The sequence below is a fragment of the Sorangium aterium genome (assembly GCF_028368935.1).
Taxonomy (GTDB): Bacteria; Myxococcota_A; Polyangia; order Polyangiales; family Polyangiaceae; genus Sorangium; species Sorangium atrum.
In genome coordinates, this window is record NZ_JAQNDK010000001.1 from 155,649 (window position 1) to 173,857 (window position 18,209).

Annotated in this window: 11 protein-coding genes (1 of these 11 only partly in view); 4 read left to right on the forward strand and 7 right to left on the reverse strand. The window is 69.2% G+C overall.

The window, feature by feature from the left end; all coding sequences use genetic code 11:
• Both POL72_RS00405 and POL72_RS00410 read right to left on the reverse strand, forming a co-directional pair.
• Nucleotides 1–7,230, reverse strand: partial view of a type I polyketide synthase gene (locus POL72_RS00405; RefSeq protein WP_272092889.1) — the 5' portion only. Its footprint begins 2,133 nt before the window's first position; the window shows 7,230 of its 9,363 coding nt (coding positions 1–7,230); its start codon is at nt 7,228–7,230; its stop codon lies beyond the left edge, outside the window.
• A gap of 518 nt (nt 7,231–7,748) precedes the next feature.
• Nucleotides 7,749–9,212 carry a methyltransferase domain-containing protein gene (locus tag POL72_RS00410; RefSeq protein WP_272092890.1) on the reverse strand — a complete coding sequence of 488 codons (1,464 nt, stop codon included), beginning with the start codon at nt 9,210–9,212 and terminating at the stop codon, nt 7,749–7,751.
• 208 nt (nt 9,213–9,420) lie between these two features.
• Between POL72_RS00410 and POL72_RS00415 the strand changes: the two genes are divergently transcribed.
• From POL72_RS00415 to POL72_RS00430, 4 genes are all read left to right on the forward strand, one after another.
• Entirely contained in the window at nt 9,421–12,534 is a 3,114-nt protein-coding gene (locus tag POL72_RS00415; protein WP_272092891.1) for a class I SAM-dependent methyltransferase, read from the forward strand.
• Nucleotides 12,535–13,317: 783 nt separating this feature from the next.
• A complete protein-coding gene (locus POL72_RS00420) occupies nt 13,318–14,223 on the forward strand; it encodes a PLAT/LH2 domain-containing protein (RefSeq protein ID WP_272092892.1) in 906 nt (301 codons plus the stop codon).
• Nucleotides 14,220–14,702, forward strand: coding sequence for a hypothetical protein (locus POL72_RS00425; protein ID WP_272092893.1), 483 nt, complete (start codon nt 14,220–14,222; stop codon nt 14,700–14,702). Before POL72_RS00420 ends, POL72_RS00425 begins: the two co-directional genes overlap by 4 nt.
• Before the next feature lie 84 nt (nt 14,703–14,786).
• Nucleotides 14,787–15,245 (forward strand): hypothetical protein, encoded by a 459-nt coding sequence (locus POL72_RS00430; RefSeq protein ID WP_272092894.1) that lies wholly within the window; start codon nt 14,787–14,789, stop codon nt 15,243–15,245.
• An 89-nt stretch (nt 15,246–15,334) separates the two neighbouring features.
• Here the strand turns inward: POL72_RS00430 and POL72_RS00435 are convergent, their stop codons facing one another.
• From POL72_RS00435 to POL72_RS50120, 5 genes are all read right to left on the reverse strand, one after another.
• Nucleotides 15,335–15,625 (reverse strand): hypothetical protein, encoded by a 291-nt coding sequence (locus POL72_RS00435; RefSeq protein ID WP_272092895.1) that lies wholly within the window; start codon nt 15,623–15,625, stop codon nt 15,335–15,337.
• A 111-nt stretch (nt 15,626–15,736) separates the two neighbouring features.
• Nucleotides 15,737–16,141 (reverse strand): hypothetical protein, encoded by a 405-nt coding sequence (locus tag POL72_RS00440; RefSeq protein WP_272092896.1) that lies wholly within the window; start codon nt 16,139–16,141, stop codon nt 15,737–15,739.
• Between the two features lie 120 nt (nt 16,142–16,261).
• Nucleotides 16,262–16,663 (reverse strand): hypothetical protein, encoded by a 402-nt coding sequence (locus POL72_RS00445; RefSeq protein WP_272092897.1) that lies wholly within the window; start codon nt 16,661–16,663, stop codon nt 16,262–16,264.
• Between the two features lie 34 nt (nt 16,664–16,697).
• Nucleotides 16,698–17,081, reverse strand: a complete 384-nt coding sequence (locus POL72_RS00450; RefSeq protein ID WP_272092898.1) for a hypothetical protein — start codon at nt 17,079–17,081, stop codon at nt 16,698–16,700.
• 38 nt (nt 17,082–17,119) lie between these two features.
• Entirely contained in the window at nt 17,120–18,208 is a 1,089-nt protein-coding gene (locus POL72_RS50120; protein ID WP_272092899.1) for a pentapeptide repeat-containing protein, read from the reverse strand.
• Between the last annotated feature and the right edge of the window lies 1 nt (nt 18,209).

Here is an 18,209-nt window from a genome sequence, read left to right on the forward strand (position 1 = left end):
GCCGTGCGCTTCGATGTACGTCACCCCGGACGGGTCGACGCCCGCGTTGCGGAGCGCCTGCCCGAGGACGGCCACCTGCGACAGCCCGTTCGGCGCCGTGATGCCGTTGGAGTGCCCGTCCTGGTTCAGCGCCGTGCCCCGGATCACCGCCCGGACGCGATCGCCGTCGCGGAGCGCGTCGGAGAGGCGTTTGAGCACGAGGACGCCGCACCCCTCCGCGCGCACGAAGCCGTTCGCGCGGGCGTCGAACGTCCTGCACCGCCCGTCCGGCGAGAGGAACTCGACCTTCGAGGCCGCGATGGTGAACTCGGGCGTCAGCATGAGGTTCACCCCGCCGGCGAGCGCGAGATCGCTCTCGCCGGCGCGAAGGCTCTGACACGCGAGGTGGATCGCCGTGATCGCCGACGAGCACCCGGTGTCGAGCGCGACGTTCGGGCCGCGCAGATCGAAGATGTACGACAGGCGCCCGGAGAGGATGCTGTGGGACGTGCCGGTGCCGCTGTAGGCGTCGATCTTGGCCGGATCGGCGAGCTGGAGCCGCGCGTAGTCGTTGCTGTGGCTCTGCACGCCGAGGAAGACGCCGGTCGCGCTGCCGGCCAGTCGCTCGATGGTCTGCCCGCCGTCCTCCAGCGCCTCGTAGGCGACCTCGAGCGCGATGCGCTGCTGCGGGTCCATGGAGACCGCCTCGCGCGCCGAGATCCCGAAGAAGTCGGCGTCGAAGTCGCCGATGCCCGAGAGAAAGCCGCCCCAGCGGGTGTTCATCCTCCCCGGCGCGGCGGGGTCGTCATCATAGAGATCCTGAGCGTTCCAGCGCTCCAGGGGGACCTCGGTGACCGCGTCGACGCCGTCGCGCAGGAGCGCCCAGAAGGAGGCCGGATCGACGACCCCTCCGGGGAAGCGGCAGCCCATCCCGATGATGGCGATCGCCGGGCCCGGCGCGGCGGAGGCGCCGTTCGGCGGTGCGTGGCCGTTCAGCGGCTCCCGCGCCGCGCCGTTCTGCGCGCGCGAGGAGCCGTCTCCGTCGACCAGGACGTGGCCGTCGCGCCCCATCGCCTCCCCGTCGGAGCCGGCTGCCGCGGCGGGCTCGAGCGAGACCCCCAGCCGATCCGCGAGGAAGCGCGCGATCGCGGAGATCGTCGGGTGGTTCCACACGAACGTCGCCGGCAGCGTCAGCCCGACGCTCGCGCCGAGGCGGTTTCGGAGCTCGACGGCGGTGAGCGAGTCGAGCCCCAGCTTGCGTACCGGGGTATCCGGATCGATCGGCGACGAAGGCGGGAGACCCAGGACCGAGGCGAGGTATCGCGAGACGTGGGCCTCGAGCAGGAGGCGGCGCGCTCGCCCCGGCGGCGCGCCCGCGAGCGCCTCGCGGAGCCGGTGCTCGGGCGCGGCGGGCGCCGCGGGCGCGGCCGGCCGAGCCTTGCGCAGGCGCGCGAAGAACGGCGACGCGGCGGCGGACGGGTGGGCCTCGCACCATCGCTCCACGTCGAACGCGACAACGCCGATCTGGGCGGCGTCCGCCCGCAGCAGGCGCCCCAGCGCATGGAGCCCGTCGCTGGGCGGGAGGCTCGCGATCCCGCGCGCGGCGAGGAAGGCAGAGCGCTCCGCGCGCGTCGCCAGGCCCACCTCGGACCACGGACCCCAGTTTATGCTGAGGCCCGGCAGGCCGCGCGCGCGCCGGTGATGCGCGAGCGCATCGAGAAAGGCGTTCGCCGCCGCGTAGTTCCCCTGGCCGGCGGTGCCGAGCATCGAGGCCACGGACGAGAACAGGACGAAGAAATCGAGCGGAGCGCCGAGCGTCAGGCTGTGCAGGTTGAAGGCGCCGGCGACCTTGGACGACATCACCGCCGCGAGCCTCTCGCGGGTGAGCTCCACGAGCGGGGCGTCGTCGACGCTGCCCGCGGCGTGCACGACGCCGCGGAGAGGCGGGATACGCAGCGCGACGCGCGCGAGGGCCGTCGCGAGCTCGGTCGCGTTCGCCACGTCGGCCCGGGCGATCTCGACGCGGGCGCCGGCTCGCTCCAGCGCCCCCACGGCCTCCTGCGCTGCAGGCGAGCCGCCGCTCCGACCCACGAGCACGAGGTGCTTCGCCCCGCGCTCGACCATCCACCGCGCGACCTCGAGGCCCAGAGCGCCGAGGCCGCCCGTGATCAGGTACGCGCCGTCCGGGCGCAACCGGAGCTCGTCCGCCGCTGCAGCGCCGGCCGACCTGGCGCCGGCGAGCGCCGCCATCGGACGCCGGGCGAGCCGCGCCACGTAGCGCGCATCGCCGCGCAGCGCCCACTGCGGCTCGTCCGTCGCGGAGAGGAGCAGCTCGGCGAGCGACGCCGCCTCGTCCGCGCCGCCGCGCGGGGCGAGATCGACGAGGGTCGCGCGGAGCTCCGGGTGCTCCTGGGTGAGCACCCGCCCGAGACCCCACGGCGACGCCTGGGCCGGTGACACGGCGAGGACCTCCTCGCCTGCTGCCTGCGCGCCGCGCGTCACGATCCAGAGGCGCGGCGATCGGCCGGTCGCGGTCAACGCCTGGACCAGATGCAGCACGCCCGCGCAGCCCGACGCCTCCGCCGAGGCGAGGCTCGCGGCCGAGGTCTCCTCGAGCGCCGCGGCGTCGAGGCCGAAGAGGTCCACGATCCCCGCGCACGCCGGCTGATCCGGCCCGAGGGCCTCGGCGACGAGGCGTACGAGGTCCTCGGGCCGCGCTGGATCGACGAGATAGCGGTCCGGAGCCGGGCGCTCGAACGCCGCCCCCGCGTCGACGCGCACGCAGCAGCTGCCCAGCGCCTCGATCCGCTCGATCAGCCGATCGCCCAGGCCCCCGCGATCGGCGAGGACGATCCAGCGCTCGCTGGACGCCGGTCGCGACGGCTCGTGGGCGTCGAGGGCAGCGCTTCGCTCCCACCGGATCTCGTAGGCTCCGAAGCCCGCGTCCTGCTCCTCCGCCGCCGGCGACACCGGGGCCTCGGGCTGCTCCGCGACGCGCGTGGCCTCCAGCCAGAAACGCTGCCGTTGCCACGGGTAGGAAGGCAGCGGCGCGAGCCTCCCCTCGTACGGATAGAGCCCCCGCCAATGGACGGGGTGACCCAGCGCATAGAGGGCCCCGAGCGACTCGAGCATCACGGCGCGCTCGCCTCGCTCGCTCCGCAACGTGGCGAGGAGCGTCCCGCTCCGCCCGGAGCGCTCCAGGCACTCGGCCATCGGCCGTGCGAGCGCCGGGTGCGGGCCGATCTCGACGAAGATCTCGTACCCTTGCCCGATCGCCTCGAACACCGCTGCCTCGAACCGGACCGGCTCGCGCATGTTGCGCGCCCAGTAGGCCCCCGTGAGCTCGCTCCCCAGGACCGGCTGCCCCAGGGTGGTCGAGAGCATCGGCAGCGTCGCCTTCCGCGGAGCGAGCCGTTCCAGCGCGGCTTCGAGCTCCTCGGCGAGCGGCACCATCTGGCCGCTGTGAGAGGCGAAATCCACGTCGAGCAAGCGGTAGTTCTTGCCCTGGGACTCGAGGCGCTCGAGCACCGCCGCGAGGGCGTCCGGCTCGCCCGAGAGCACCGTCGAGGAAGGGCTGTTCATCGCGGCCACCCAGAGCCGCCCGGGAAACTCCGCGACGAGCCGCTCGGCCTCCTCGCGGGACACCGCGGTGACGGCCATCCGCCCCTGCCCGGCGGCCCGGTGCGCGAGCCGCCCGCGGTGGCTCACGATGCGCGCCGCGTCCTCGAGCTCCAGCGCGCCGGCGACATGGGCGGCCGCGATCTCCCCGACGCTGTGGCCGATGACCGCATCGGGCACGACCCCCCACGCGCGCCACTGGGCCGAGAGCGCGACCTGGAGGGCAAAGAACAGGGGCTGCGCCACGTCCGACCGCGACAGGCGCGAGCGCGAGGCGTCCACCTGCAGCTCGTCCCGCACCGACCATCCGAGGTGCGGGCGGAGGGCGGCGTCGCAGCGCTCGATCGCCTCGCGGAACACCGGCTCGCTCGCGAGGAGCTCGCGCCCCATCCCGGCCCACGACGCCCCCTGCCCTGCGAAAACGAACACGATCTTGCGACGTGATCCCGGAGGGCATCGCCCGACGGTCAGCCCGGGGCGCACCTCACCCGCGACGAAGGCGTCGAGCTCCTCGGCGAGCCCCGAGACGGAGTCGGCGAGCACCGAGAGCCGGTGGTCCTGGTGCCCCCGCCGTGCCGCGGCCGTGTAGCAGAGATCGTGGAGCGCGAGCGGAGGGCGGCCCCGGAGCTGGGACGACACCCCTCGAGCGAGGGCCCGCAGCGCCTCCGGCGTGTGCGCCGAGAGGGGCAGGAGCGACACCTCCGCCCGGGCGACCGCGGGGCCCGCGAGCGCGACGGGGCGGGCGTCGGCCGGGAACACGCGGGGCCAGTCGATCGACGCGCCTCGCACGTAGATCTCGCCGAGCGCTTCGCGCAGCGTCGCCGCCTCGTCCTCGCCGCGACGCATGCACGCGAGCACCGCCGCGTGCCGGCCGCCGCGCTGCACGGTCTGCTCGATGTTGTGGAGCAGGACCGGGTGCGGCCCGATCTCCAGGAAGGTGTCGTGCCCCTCGCTCATCAACAGCTCGAGCGCCGCCGCGAACCGCACCGGCTCCCGGAGATTCCGGGCCCAGTACGCCGCCGTGCACTCGGCGCCGTCGAGCGCGGCGGCGGTCACCGTCGACACGATGGGCACCGACGCGCGCCGGGGCCTCAGCTCTCCCAGCGCAGCGAGCAGCTCGGGGACGAGCGGATCCATCGCCGGACTGTGGGCCGCGAAGTCGACCTTGATCCGGTGGCCCGTGCGACCCTCGCGCTGGAGCGCGGCGAGCGCGTCGACGACCGCGGCCTCCTCGCCCGAAATCACGGTCGAGATCGGGCTGTTGTAGCCGGCGACACAGAGGCGCCCCGGGCGCGCGGCGCAGAGGCGCTCGGCCTCCTCGGCGTGCAGCTCCACGAGGGCCATCGCGCCGCTGCCGTTCAGTCGCTGCTGGAGCCTGCTCCTGTGGTGGGCGATGCGCAGCGCGTCCTCGAGATCGAGCGCGCCTGCCACGTGCGCCGCGGCGATCTCACCGCCGCTGTGGCCGATCACCGCCGCGGGCTCGACGCCCCAGGACCGCCACAGCGCGCCGAGCGCCGCCTGGACGGCGAAGAGCGACAGCTGCTGCACGTTCACGTCGCGCAGCCGCGTGCGCGACGCGTCGGCGAGGAGCTCGTCGAGGAGCGAGAAGCCGGCGAGCCGGCGCAGCGCCCGATCGCAGCGCTCGATCACCGCGCGGAAGACCGGCTCCTGCAGCAGCAGCGTGCGCCCCATGCCCGGCCATTGCGAGCCGCTGCCGGCGAAGACGAACACCACCCGCCCCTGGTGCGCCGCCGCGTCGCCGGCCGAGAGCCCCTTCCGCGGGACCGCGGCGAGGTAGCCATCGAGCGCCGCCGCCGCCTCTGCGCGCGAGCTGGCCGTGACGGCCATCCGGTGCCGCCCCAGGCTCCGCGTCGCCCCGGCCGTCGCGCACAGATCGGAGAGCCCCGGCTCCGGACCGGGCGCGCCCGCGAGGGCGCGGACCTCTCGCGCCAGCGCGGCGAGGGCTTCCGGCGCGTCGGCCGCGAGCGGGAGGATCTGCGCCGGGCTCGGGCGAAGCTCCTCGAGCACCACGTGGCAGTTCGTCCCTCCGAAGCCGAAGGAGCTCACGCCCGCGAGCGCGGCCTCGTCCTCATGGGGCCAGTCGAGGAGCCTCGGCGGCACCGCGAGGCGCAGCTCTGCGAAGGGGATATAGGGGTTCGGCCGCTCGAAGTGCAGATTGGGGGGGATTTTCCGGTGCTGGATCGAGAGCACGGTCTTGATCAGCCCTGCCATCCCCGCGGCCGCTTCGAGGTGTCCGATGTTGGTCTTGACCGAGCCGATGAGCAGCGGTCGACCGTCGTCCCGCGCGCGCCCCAGCACGGCCCCGATGGCCTTGGCCTCGATCGGATCGCCGAGCATCGTACCGGTCCCGTGCGCCTCGACGTAGTGCACCCGCTCCGGCGCGACGCCGGCGGCGCGGTAGGCGTCGCGCAGCACCGCCTCTTGCGCCTGCGGGTTCGGCGCGGTGAGGCCGTTCGAGAAGCCGTCGTTGTTGACGGCGCTTCCCCGGATCAGACAACGAATGGGATCCCCGTCCGCGAGGGCGCGGCGGAGCGTCTTCAGAACGACGACCCCGGCGCCCTCCCCCCGGACGTAGCCGTTCGCGCGCGCGTCGAACGCCTTCGAGCGCCCGTCGGGCGCCATGGCGCCGAACTTGGTCATCGCCACGGTGCTCTCGGGATCGATGAGGAGGTTGACGGCACCCGCGAGCGCCATCGTCGACTCGCCCGCCCGAAGGCTCTGACAAGCGAGGTGGATCGCGACGAGCGACGACGAGCAGGCGGTGTTCACCGTGAGGCTCGGGCCCTCCAGGCCGAGCCCGTAGGAGACCCGTGCGGAGATGATGCTGATGTCCTGCCCGGTCGCCGTGTGCTGCGTGATGTGCGAGGCCCTCCCGGCGGCGCACCGGGCGTAATCGCTCCACATCGCGCCCATGTAGACGCCGGTCTTGCTGCCGCGGAGCGCCTCCGCGGGCACGCCCGCGTCCGCGAGCGCCTCCCACGCGAGCTCGAGGACCAGGCGCTGCTGCGGATCCATCTGGACGGCTTCGCGCGGCGAGATGCCGAAGAACTGCGCATCGAACCGATCCACCTGTTCGAGGAAGCCGCCCCATCGGGTGCTCGTGCGCCCGGGCGCCGACGGGTCGGGATCGTAGAAGGCCTCCTTATTCCAGCGATCCGCCGGGACCTCGGTGATCGCGTCAACGCCGTCGCTCAGCAGCGCCCAGAAAGCTTCGAGATCGTTCGCCGACGGGAAGCGGCAGGAGAGGCCGATGATGGCAATGAGATCATCGCCTCCGATGGACGCTGGCGCGTCGATTGGCTGTGACAGAGTCGAAACAGGCGCGACTGGTTGTGACAGAATCGAAACAGGCGCGACACCCGCGAGAAACAGAGAGAGCTCGGCAATGGTCGGGCGGTCCCACACGAGCGTCGGCGACAGCGGACGTCCCATCGCGGCGCCGAGATCGCTGAGGAGGCCCGTCGCGCGACGTGAGTCGAGGCCCAGACGACTGAATCGCTCCCCGATCGAGATCGCGCTCGGGTCGATCCCGAGGCATGAGGCGAGGTGCTCAATCAGCCAGGCCTGGATGGCCTCTGCCGTCCAGGCGCCTCCGGGGAAACCTTGATTCATCGAACAGCTCGACCGTCAACGGCTGCTGGGCATTCCATCGAAATGTCCCTAACACAATTTTATGTCCCGCGCCAATAGCGCGGTTCGAGGAAGCGCCATTCGGCTCGCTTTTTTCAGACAGGGGGCGAATCCGGACGACGGATCGAGGAGCTGAATTCCACATCTGCGTGTCGGAGCTGCAGTGGACAGACGATCAGGTGTTTCCCGGCGGGCACACTGCGAACAGATAGAAACGTGATCTTTTCGTCATTGTCACGACACGGAGGCCCCTACTTTCTCCACAATGCACCCGCGATGCTGGGCCGCTGACCTGTTGACATCTCAAGGTCATCACCTGGTCTTTCCAGCGCGCCTTCGAGACGCCGAGCTGTCTTCACGGACGCCTTGATCGCGGCCATCTCCTTATTGAAGCCCCCATCTCTCGATGGTCGGGGCGGCGCCGTGCATCAGGGACTTGTGCTTGCTGTTGTCGTCAGCGCCGCCAGGAAGCCTCGCGCCCGGGTGCGCGCCGGCCTCGCTCACGCGTACCCCGCCGCCCCGGCACGCTGGAACCCTTCCTCGAGCTGCGCCTCCATGCGCCGGTAGAGCGCCAGCATCGCCGGCTGCCACGTCCACTTCACCGACTCGGGCCGCACCGCCGTCCGGTACGGCGTCTGCCGCGTGAACCCCGGGGGAAGCACCTCGCACGTGTGCCCGAGCTCCTTGTACGCCATCACGAAATCGTGCCCCCAGCAGCCGTTGTGCCACGCCGAGTACCCGGTCCAGGACGGCGTGTTCTCGAGGTGCAGCACGTGCCCCCGGCAGACGCGGAGCAGCTCGGCGAGGCGGCCTTTCAGGTCCTCGGGGCGGGTGTGGACCAGCGTCTCCGAGGTGAATACGATATCGAAATGGCCATCCGGGTACGGCAGCGCCCCTGTTGGCGCTCCGACCCTGACGTGCGCGGCCCGCCACTCAGGTGAGGCCCAGCCGAAGCCGGCCTCCACCATCGTCGGGCTCTGATCGAAGCCGTGCGCGTCGACCCCCTCGATCTGGCTCAGGTTGAGCAGGTGTCGCCCCGGCCCGCAACCGAACTCGAGCACGCGGCAGGGCGCGTGGTGCGCGACGTGGTCGGCGATCATCACCTCGGCGATGTGGAAGAACGGGTGCCTCGTCCTGCGCCGATCGTATTCCGACGCCCACGCACAGCCGCTTTGATGCCAGTACGCGTAATTGGGAGCATGGCTCGCCATGGCAGGGTCTCCTGAGAGGCTGGTGCGGAGCAGATGGCCAAGAAACATGGGTGAACACAGGACCTCGGACCGGCTGCTCCCCTTGAGCCACGCAGGCATCGACTGGTTCGAGAGCATGTAGCAGTAGGCGTCCGGCTCGAAACGCGCGTGGAAATCGATGAATCCGTCCCTGGGCTCCGGCGCCACCTCGTCGAGCAGGCGGGCGGCCTGGCTCCAGCAGACCGGCATGATCCACGCGGTGGGTACCATGTGCGTCGATCCAGGGTGCGCCTCGATGGCCGCCGTCAGCGGCACGCTGCCGATCTCGAGCCAGTCGATCGGCCGGCGGGCGCGCAGGTGCGCGGCGACCCGCGCGTAGAAGTCCGCGACGACAGGCGCGCCAGGCCGCGCCAGCAGGAAGTTGTTGGCGATGGCCCCGGCCGGCTCGCGGTACGTCACGAGATCATGCTGGTCGAGCAGCGCGGCGAGCGGCGCGACGGGCCGCAGGAGCACGCAGTCGGCGTCGATCCAGAAGCCGCCGTAGTGGAGGAGGAGGTACGCGCGGATGTAATCGGCCCGGTGCGCGACGTACAGCGCGTCGATGGGCAGATCGCGATCGCTCGTCCAGAGCTCGTCGAACGAGGCGCGATCGAGCACCCGCGCGCCCGCGTGGCGGCGGAGGCTGTCGAGGCAGAGCTCCACGTAGGGCGGACAGGGCCCCTCCCAGTACGTCCACACGGGGGGCGCGTCGCGCCTCGACATCACCTCGCTCATCGGGGCGTCTCCTTCCTCACGGGCGCATCTCCGCCGTGGGGCTCTGGGCGGCGCGCGGCACAACCCTGCTCGAGGAAGCGGCGGATCGCGTGCGCCACGGGCCGGCGGCGGTTCGCGGTCTGCATGACGCACGACACTAGCGGCGCACACGCGTCGATAGCAAGGCTCGCCGGGCCCGCGGGCGAAGGATCGGAGCTCGCGCGGCCCCATGAGACTGAAGATTGTTCGTCCGGCGTGTCTCGGATCGGGTCTTGAATTATGTCGAAGGCATGTTATGGCAGTTTCCGTCAATCTGCCTGACGAGCAGATTCTCGCCGCGCCCCATAGTTCGTGTCTCGTTTCGAGTGAGCACATGCCCTTCCGGAACGTTTATGCCTGCCTCGTGCACGAGGACCGTGAGAGCGTCATCGACCTGATACGGAATCTCCACTACCTCGATCCTGCATCGGCAATCCTCCTCTACAACGGCGGCACGAACCGCAAGCTCCTCGGCGACGATTTCCCCTTCGAGCAGTACGGCGCCATGGTCCACCCGGCGCCGCGGCCGATGAAGTGGGGCTACCTGCATGGCTTCGCCGTCGATTGCATGCGCTTTGCGCTGGAGTCGCTCCCGTTCGACGCGATGACGGTTGTCGACTCGGACCAGCTCGCGACCAGGCCCGGCTACTCGGGCCACCTCGAGGCGTTCCTCGCTTCGCGACCGCGTGTGGGCCTGCTCGGCAACTCCCCCGCTCCACAGGGCCCCGTCCCGACGATGCCGCCGGCGATCGCCGCCCGCCGCGAGATCGACCTCTGGCGGCGCTTTCTCCGGCGCTTCCCTGACGGGGAGGCGAAGTTCGTTCACTGGACCTTCTGGCCCTCGACGGTGATCACCGCCGCGGCCGCGCGCGAGATCGTCTCGCTCTTCCGTGACGAGGAGCTCCAGGCCATCTTGCAGCGCTCGCGCATGTGGGCCACGGAGGAGGTGCTCTTCCCGACGCTCACCGCGCTCCTCGGCTATGAGGTCGCCGAGAACCCGTGCAGCTACGAGTATGTCAAGTTTCGCGTCCAGTATTCGGTCGCGCAGCTCAACACGGCCTTTGCCGATCCGCGCGTCTACTGGGTCCACCCCATCCCGAGGCGCTCGCAGGACCCGCTCCGGCGCCATATCCGGGCTCGCTTCAGCAACTACGGCGAGCCCGCCGCGGCGTTGCCTCCCGCGAACGCCGCGGCAGAGCGCGCTGGCAAGAACGGCCCCGTTCCGCCCCCCGGGCCCGAAGCTCTCTCGTGGGCGCAGAGCGCCCCCCGAGACAGACGCGACGTCCTCCTCGCCACGCGCGTCCTCGCCGAGATGCGGCCGATCGAAGGCTGGCTCTCGGACGACGAGGCAGATCTGCTCATCGCTGCCGCCGGCCGCGCCCTGTACGAATTCTCAGCCACCCACGCGATGGTGGAGATCGGCAGCTATTGCGGCAAGGCCACGCTCGTGCTTGGCCGCACCGCACAGGCGATCCAGCCGGAGGCGCGGCTCTTCGCGATCGATCCGCACGACGGCAGAGTCGGCGCCCGCGACACCGGCCTGTCGGTCACGTCCCCGACGCGCGCGCGGTTCGATTTCACCGTCGCGGCCGCGGGCCTTGGCGAGCAGGTCGTGACGATCGAGAAGCGCGCACCCGAGGTGGCGTGGCAGGGGCCGGTGAGCCTGCTCCTCGTCGATGGCCTGCACGACTACGAGAGCGTACGCGAAGATTTCGAGCACTTCGAGCGATGGATCGCGCCGTTCGGGTACGTGGCCTTCCACGATCATGCCGGTTACTTTCCTGGCGTCATCCAGGTCGTCGACGAGCTCTGCGCATCCGGCTCCTATCGCCGGATCGGGGCCGTGGGGACCCTGGTCGTGCTCCAGAAGGCGCAGCCCGCGGGCGAGGCGCCGCGCCTGCTCCTCCGCTGCCCGATCCTCGCCGAGATGAAGGCCATCGAGGGCTGGCTCTCGGAAGAGGAGGCCGATCTGGTCATCACCGCGGCCGCTCGCGCGCTCGAGGAGTTGCCAGCGTCGCACGCGATGGTGGAGATCGGCAGCTATTGCGGCAAGGCTACCGTCGTCCTCGGCCGCGTGGTCCAGGCCCTGCGGCCGGAGGCCCGCATCTATGCCATCGATCCGCATGACGGCCGCGTGGGCGCCCGCGACTGGCGGATCGTGAGCACACCGCCGACGCGGCTCAAATTCGACCGCACGATCGCCCACGCGGAGCTCGGCGCGTACATCGTGCCCCTCCAGAGGCGCGCGCCCGAGGTGGCGTGGGCAGGCCCGGTCAGCTTGCTCCTTGTCGACGGGCTGCACGATGAGGCGAGCGTGCGCAGTGACTTCGCGCACTTCGATCCGTGGGTTGTCGAGGGCGGGTATGTCCTCTTCCACGATTACGGCGGTGGATATCCCGGGGTGACGCGGGTGGTGGACGCGATCCTCTGCGCAGGCGCGTACGTCCAAGTGCACGCCGAAGGCAGCATGATCCTGCTCAAGAAACGGGCTGCGCCGCTTGAAGCCGGGCCTCTCGCTGCGCGAGGTGTGGGATCGGAGGCACCCGCCCCAACGCTGGATGCCCCGCCGCCGCCCGCTCCACCGCTGCGAATCGAGCTCTCGGAGCAGCCGCTCGTCACCGCGATCATGCCCACGGCCGACCGCCGCCGCTTCATCCCTCACGCGATCCGCCACTTCCAGAAGCAGGATTACCCGAACCGCGAGCTCGTCATCGTCGATGACGGCGCGGATCCCGTGAACGACATCGTCCCCGACGATCCGTGCATTCGCTACCTGCGCTTGCCTTCCCGGCGGACGGTGGGGTGGAAGCGCAACTATGCCTGCCGCGAGGCGCGAGGCGAGGTGATCATCCACTGGGACGATGACGACTGGATGGCCGATAACCGGATCCGCTACCAGGTCGAGCGCCTTCTCGTCGAGCGCGCGGCGCTGTCGGGCCTCTCGCGTATCCTCTATTACCAGCCCGCCTCCGGGAAAACGTGGCAATTTGTCTACGGCGGCGGGCCGTCACGGTGGTTCGGAGGCAATACGCTCTGCTACCGCAAGGCGCTCTGGGCGAAGAACCCGTTTCCGGACATCAACGTCGGCGAGGACGCGCGCTTTGTCTGGAGCGATCGGGCCAGTCCGATGACGGCGCTCGAGGACGACTCCTTCATCGTGGGCATCATCCACAGCGCCAACGTGAGCCCGAAGCGGGTGGGCAACAACGCCTTCCGGCCCCTCGCCCCCGAGCGAATCCGCACGGTGATGGGCGACGATTTCGAGGCGTACCGGGCGCTGCTCGCGAGCGAGCGCAGGCAATGAGGCGGCCTCCGTCCGAGGCGGCCTGGATGACCGGGAGCGGTCGACTCCACCGCGCCCTTGAGCCTCGACATGCCAGAGCAAGCGGCGCGGGAGAACACGGTGGCGCTCGGGGCCAACCTCTCGGAGCCCCTGTCCGGTGGACGTCAGGGTAGTCGCCGCACGGGCCTGCATTCAGGCAGCGAGCGCCCCTTGCCTGAAGCCTCCCTGAGCTCGTCGGGCTGATGCCGTCCGAGACGGACAGCGCTGACCGGTGTCCAGTGCGCGCCTCGCCCGACCAGCGCTCGGCATGGCGCCGCCAGGCTCGCACATCGACGCGCTCGCGGGCTCGCTCTCGCTGATCCGATCGTGTGCCACCCATGAGGGCGGGCGCCAGCGGGTGAGAGCCAGGCGTACCCAGGCGCGCTGCAGAGACCAGAACGGTGGTCCGGCACATCGCGGTCTCAGGTCCCGACGCCTCGAGGGCGGGGGCTACCGCCGGGAGAGGCGGCTCGGGCCTTCCCTGTCGGCACCGCGCGACCGCCCACGTTGAACCCCAATGTCATGACGACGCAGGGTACGGAAGCAGCGCCACGTCGTCCGGACCTGTTACCTCGATTGCATTTGTAATTGACATGAGAAACCTGCCTGGAGTCTCATGGCCCAGGTCACCGGAGCCACGAAGGCTCCCAGGCGGCAATAGCCTCGCCTCATGGGAAAACGCAGCGGAGTCTACCCGGCTGGCGATGCGGCTGGCCCCTCTTGCGAATACGCTAGTACCACATTTGCACACAGGGCGAATACTCCATGACGCAATACAAGATAACGACCGTAACCGGGACTATGCAGTATGCTCAGACATATTCGCATATCTTCGTTACCATCCACGGCAGGCAGGCGTCCTCCAAGGAGTACCCGCTCAAAGACCGCGAGGGGGGCGGCCTGCCCTTTCAGCTCGGCAAGACCGACGTCTTCGACATTGACATCGACGAGGAGATCGGCGAGCCGATCTCTGTATTTGTCCGCACCGACAACGAAAATTCGAACGCAGGCTGGTGGCTGGTCAAGCTCACCGTTCAAGACAACATCCCGCGAACGCCCTGCGAGTTCCCGTGCAACGCCTGGATTGGGTCGGACGGTTCCCAACCCGATGATCCCAACACTCCATGGCAGAGGACGCTCGAGCGGAACTACCCCATCGTCCTCGACTACTGTGAGCTCGGGGGGAGACTCCCGAACGGCTGGAACGACGAGGGCGGCGCGGCCGCCACGTTCACGATCTATTCCAAGGACTACCGCCTGCGGCTACCGGTGTGCATGTGGCAGCTTGACGACCACAATCAAGCCACCGGGTTGACAGTCACTGCGACAGTGGAGCATTTCGATCGCAACGGCGTCGTCGATGTATGCACCTTGAACCTGGTGTTCACCGCGAACGGAGCCCTGCAGAGCGCTCAGGGCACCCTGAGCGCCCGCGACGCCCAGCGACCGCTGAATCTCGAGTGGAGCGCGCCGGAACCATCGCCCGCGATCCCTCTGGTCGTGCAGCTGTCCGGCAAGCTCTTCGACGACGCCGGCGGCTTCCTCGTCCACCTCGGACCCAAGCCGGGTCAACTCAACTTCCCCGCCATCATCAACCACGTGATCAACAAAATCGACGCGTGCATCTTCGTCCGAGAGCGAGACCAGGTGAATGGAGAGGCGAAGTCATGATCCACGTGAACATCGACCAACTGGGAGCCCTGCTCAACGCTGGCTATGGGTGGGATCAAGAAGACGGGAATGCCGCGAGTTACCAAAACAACGGCTTCTACTATAAGGTGTGGAAGCCGGACACCTCGGTCTCCTATGGAGAAAAGGGTCTGTTCGTTTCGACGAGGATCGACCGGCCGGACACGCCGCCCAGATCGGACTGTTGCGTGCTGATGCTTTGGTTCGACGACCAGGGTACCCTTATCCAGGCGGGTGCCTACATCAACCTGGACACCGGCGATCCAGCGGATGGCGTGAGCTTCTCGACGGTCACCGGTGCCAGCGCCGAGGATATCGCCGAAGACCTTCGCAAGGCCATAGCTGCTCAGCTCCAGCAGTACTTGGTGGACCGGCCTGGCCGCGCAAACTACTCGAACGTCGTGAAAAGAAACATTCTCGACGTCAGTGCCTGCATATCGCTTGACAGCTCTCGGTTGTGAACTACACAATCCGAGACACACTCAAAACGAAACGCGACATACCTGAACCGAGACAGCAGAGCGAGAGAGAAGAAGGAGAACGACATGTTGGATCTTCGACCGATTGGTGACCAATCAGCTCCTGGTGCCAAATGGCTGGTGGCAGCGGCTCAGGGCAAACGCAGCATTTCCGCCCAGTTCGTAAACAACCTCAACGAAGCAATCCAGGTGGTGAGCTTTAGCCAGAGCGGCGACGCTACGGACTGGATGGATGGCATGGCGCCGTATGACGGCCAGATCATCCCGCCTGTTGGCAACAACGCTATTTGGGTCGGAACCTACATAGACACCGTTAGCTTCAATGAGTTCGGCTTCACGATCACGCTTTACTGCGCTGGCCAGCAGGTTAGGTTCACGGCGAAGAAGCCGAAAACTGGCGCCGCCACGATAACATATGATCCGGAAAGTCCGCCAGGGCTTTCTATACCTAAGCCTATTGTGGTCGCAAACGCGACGGGCAACTACCCCAATGGTACAGTAACCATAAGTAAATCGAATCTTTAGCAGCCTAAGCGATGAGCCGGCTCAAGGCCGATGAGCCGGCTCAAGGCCGGGGGGCTGGAAGCAGCTCGAATCTTCCCACATGCTCTTGATCACCGATCATTGTCATCGGTAGCCTCCAGCATCTTCGACAGGGGCACTTCCCGCCGGCGCTCGTTGTGAACCGCAAGAGCCAGCCAGCCGGAAGCGGCGCTGGTAAATGGAGCCGAGCGCCGCAGCGCGATGCGCTCGACCGGCAGGTGCTCCGGCAGCTTCTGCCGTCCGTGCGGGGTGATCCTTCGCCCGTTGGTGCCGCCTCCGGAGGAGCCGGGCAGCGCCGCCGCCTTCAGGCGAGCTCGCCGTGCAGCGCCGGCCGGCTCCGCTGAGCCCGCGGGCAGCTGCACGGCGAGAGCGCCGGCCGGCAGAGCGCGAGCAGCTCAGGTGAGCTCAGGGAGCCGGAGGCGGCGCAGCCTCGACGAGGCGGACCTCTCCATCGAGCGCGTCCCCTTGGCCTCTCATCCCGCTGGCGGCGATTCAGGCCGCGGCACCTCCTCCAGCGTTACCGAGACGACAACGGCGTCGGGCCGCCTGTCATCGACCTCGTAGGGGAGCACCCGGAGGACGTCCTTCAGGGTCTCCTCGGGTTGAGCGCTGAAATCGAACGCGCCGACCCACGGGAGGGACCACGACACCTTGACATACCCGTGCACCGACCCGACCCGCACGAAAGCGCTCGTGCCGGCCACGATCTCCTGGGATTCGCTGCCCCAGACCGCAACCTGCTTCTGGATGTCAGCGCCCTGCTTCGCCTCCACGTCCTTCGTCCAGATCCCCCGGAGGACGGCGCAGCCGTGCACCGTCAGGGTCTGATTCGTGTTGTTCTGAAAGATCACCTTCACGCTGCGATACGTGGTCGCCATTGCACCCTCCGGCGCGCTCGAGGCGCGCACTCCTTGTGTTCCACTCCAGCGAGCAGCGCGGGGCGCCGCTCGCCTCACCGAACCCTTGCTCCCCCGGGCCCCCCGTCGTCCCTCCGTCGCTCATTCACCCCTGTCTGGCGGAGACCCCACCAAGCTCGGGACGAGCGTCACCAGGACAACAGGATAATCGGCCAGCTCCGTGTTGTAGCACGGAGCGAGGGACGCGAGCCTGTCCGGAACGGTGACATCGACCGCGAGGTTCTGCATGCCAGACAGCGGGACATGCCAAGTGATCTTGATGTACCCCTTCGTCGACCCGAGGTGCAGGTAGCCGTCCACGCCGGTGAACGCCTTCGACAGGCTCATCCACCTCTTCGAGCCCTGCTTCGGGATGACGTCCCCGCGGACGGGCGGCCCTGCCGGGCCCCACTCGCCGCGGATCAAGTTGAAAGATTCGATCGTCAAAAGCTCGTTGGTGCTGTTCTGCAGGATGAGATCGATGCTCTTCCGAATGGCAGCCATACGTACCTCCTCTGGAAGGTTCCCAGCCCGCGCCTCACCGCAGAGGGTCTCGGTGAGGAGGCAGCGTGATGAGCACGGCGACATCGGCCGGGTCGTCGTCGTTCGTGTAAACGATGATGCGTCGCGCCACGTCGTCGTGTACGGGCTCGCAGCGAAGCTCGCCCACCCACGGCAGATGCCAATGAAGTTGAAAATATCCGGTCGTCGAAGCGAACCGAACGAACGCCTCGGTGCCGCGCCCTAGCGTGCTCGACTCGGTCCCAAAGGTGCGCGCGCTCTGCCGCGCGACGGTCTCACCATGGCTGATGGTCCGCCCGGCCGACCAGGCCCCGACGAGCACCTCGGCCCCCTCGACGGTGAGCGCCTCGTTGGTCGCGTTGAGCAGGATGACGCGAACACGGCGATAGATGAGCTGCACGTCGTTCCCCTGGAGCGGTTGAAGAGCGTTGTGGGTTCCTATCGAGATCGGGCGGCCGGCGCTGCCACGCCAAGCGCAGAGGCGAGGTGCGCGCCCTTGAAATCTGCGCCGTCGACCAGCGCGCCCGAGAGGTTCGCCCGGGTCAGGTTCGCGCGCGAGAGGCGCGCGCCCGAGAGGCGCGCACCCCTCAGGTCCGCGTCGCTGAGGAGAATGCCTTCGAGGAAACAGCCCTCGATGTTTGCTCCCAGAGCAACGATCTGCGCCAGGCACGCGCCCTTCAGCGAGGCGCCGCGGAGGTCGGCGCCCGAGAGATCGGCGCCCGAGAGATCGGCGAGAGAGAGGTCGGCGCCCTGCAGATCGGCGCGAGAGAAGCGCGCCCGCACGAGCTCCGCCCTGTGGAAGACCGCGGAGCGAAGGTTGGCCTCGCGGAGATCGGCGCCGCGGAGGTGAGCCCGAGAGAGCTTTGCGCCCACGAGGCTCGCGCCGCGGAAGCTCGCCTCGCGGAGGTCGCCCTCGCTGAGGTCGACCGCGTCGAGGCGGGCGCCGGCGAAGCTGAGCTCTCGAAAGTCCGCGCGCCGGAGGTCCGCGCCGCAAAGATCCACGCCATCCATCGGCCATAGCGGGAAATAGCCCGCGCGGTGTGCGCTCACGAGGAAGCGGGCCCCGCCGCTCGCGAGCGCGCGCACCTGCTCCTCGACCGTCCAGTCGCTCTCCGAGAGCCCATCGGGGTAAACACGGCGAAGCCAGCTCGGGGTGTCGATGTCGCCCGAGGAGCCAGCCTGCCCTCGGGACAGGGGCATCGGCTCGAGCGCGCGGACGCTCGTCACGGCGGCGTCGATGCTCGGAGCGTGCACCGCGCCCGGGACCGCAGCGAGATCGGGCCCGGCGTCGAGCAGCACGAGCCTCTTGCCGAGGCCGAAGGCGGTGCCGACGGCGACGATCTCCGCGCCGCTCCGAGGGCGCACGACGACCACGGCGTCAGCCCCGCCGAACGCCGCGGCGAGCTCGCCCAGCGACGCGCGGCCGGCGTCGATGCGCTCGACGTCGTGAGCGAAGGCCGAGAGCCCCGCTTCGATCTCCGTCGCAAGGATCTCCGTCGCGCTCGCCACAAGGATCACGTTCGGCACG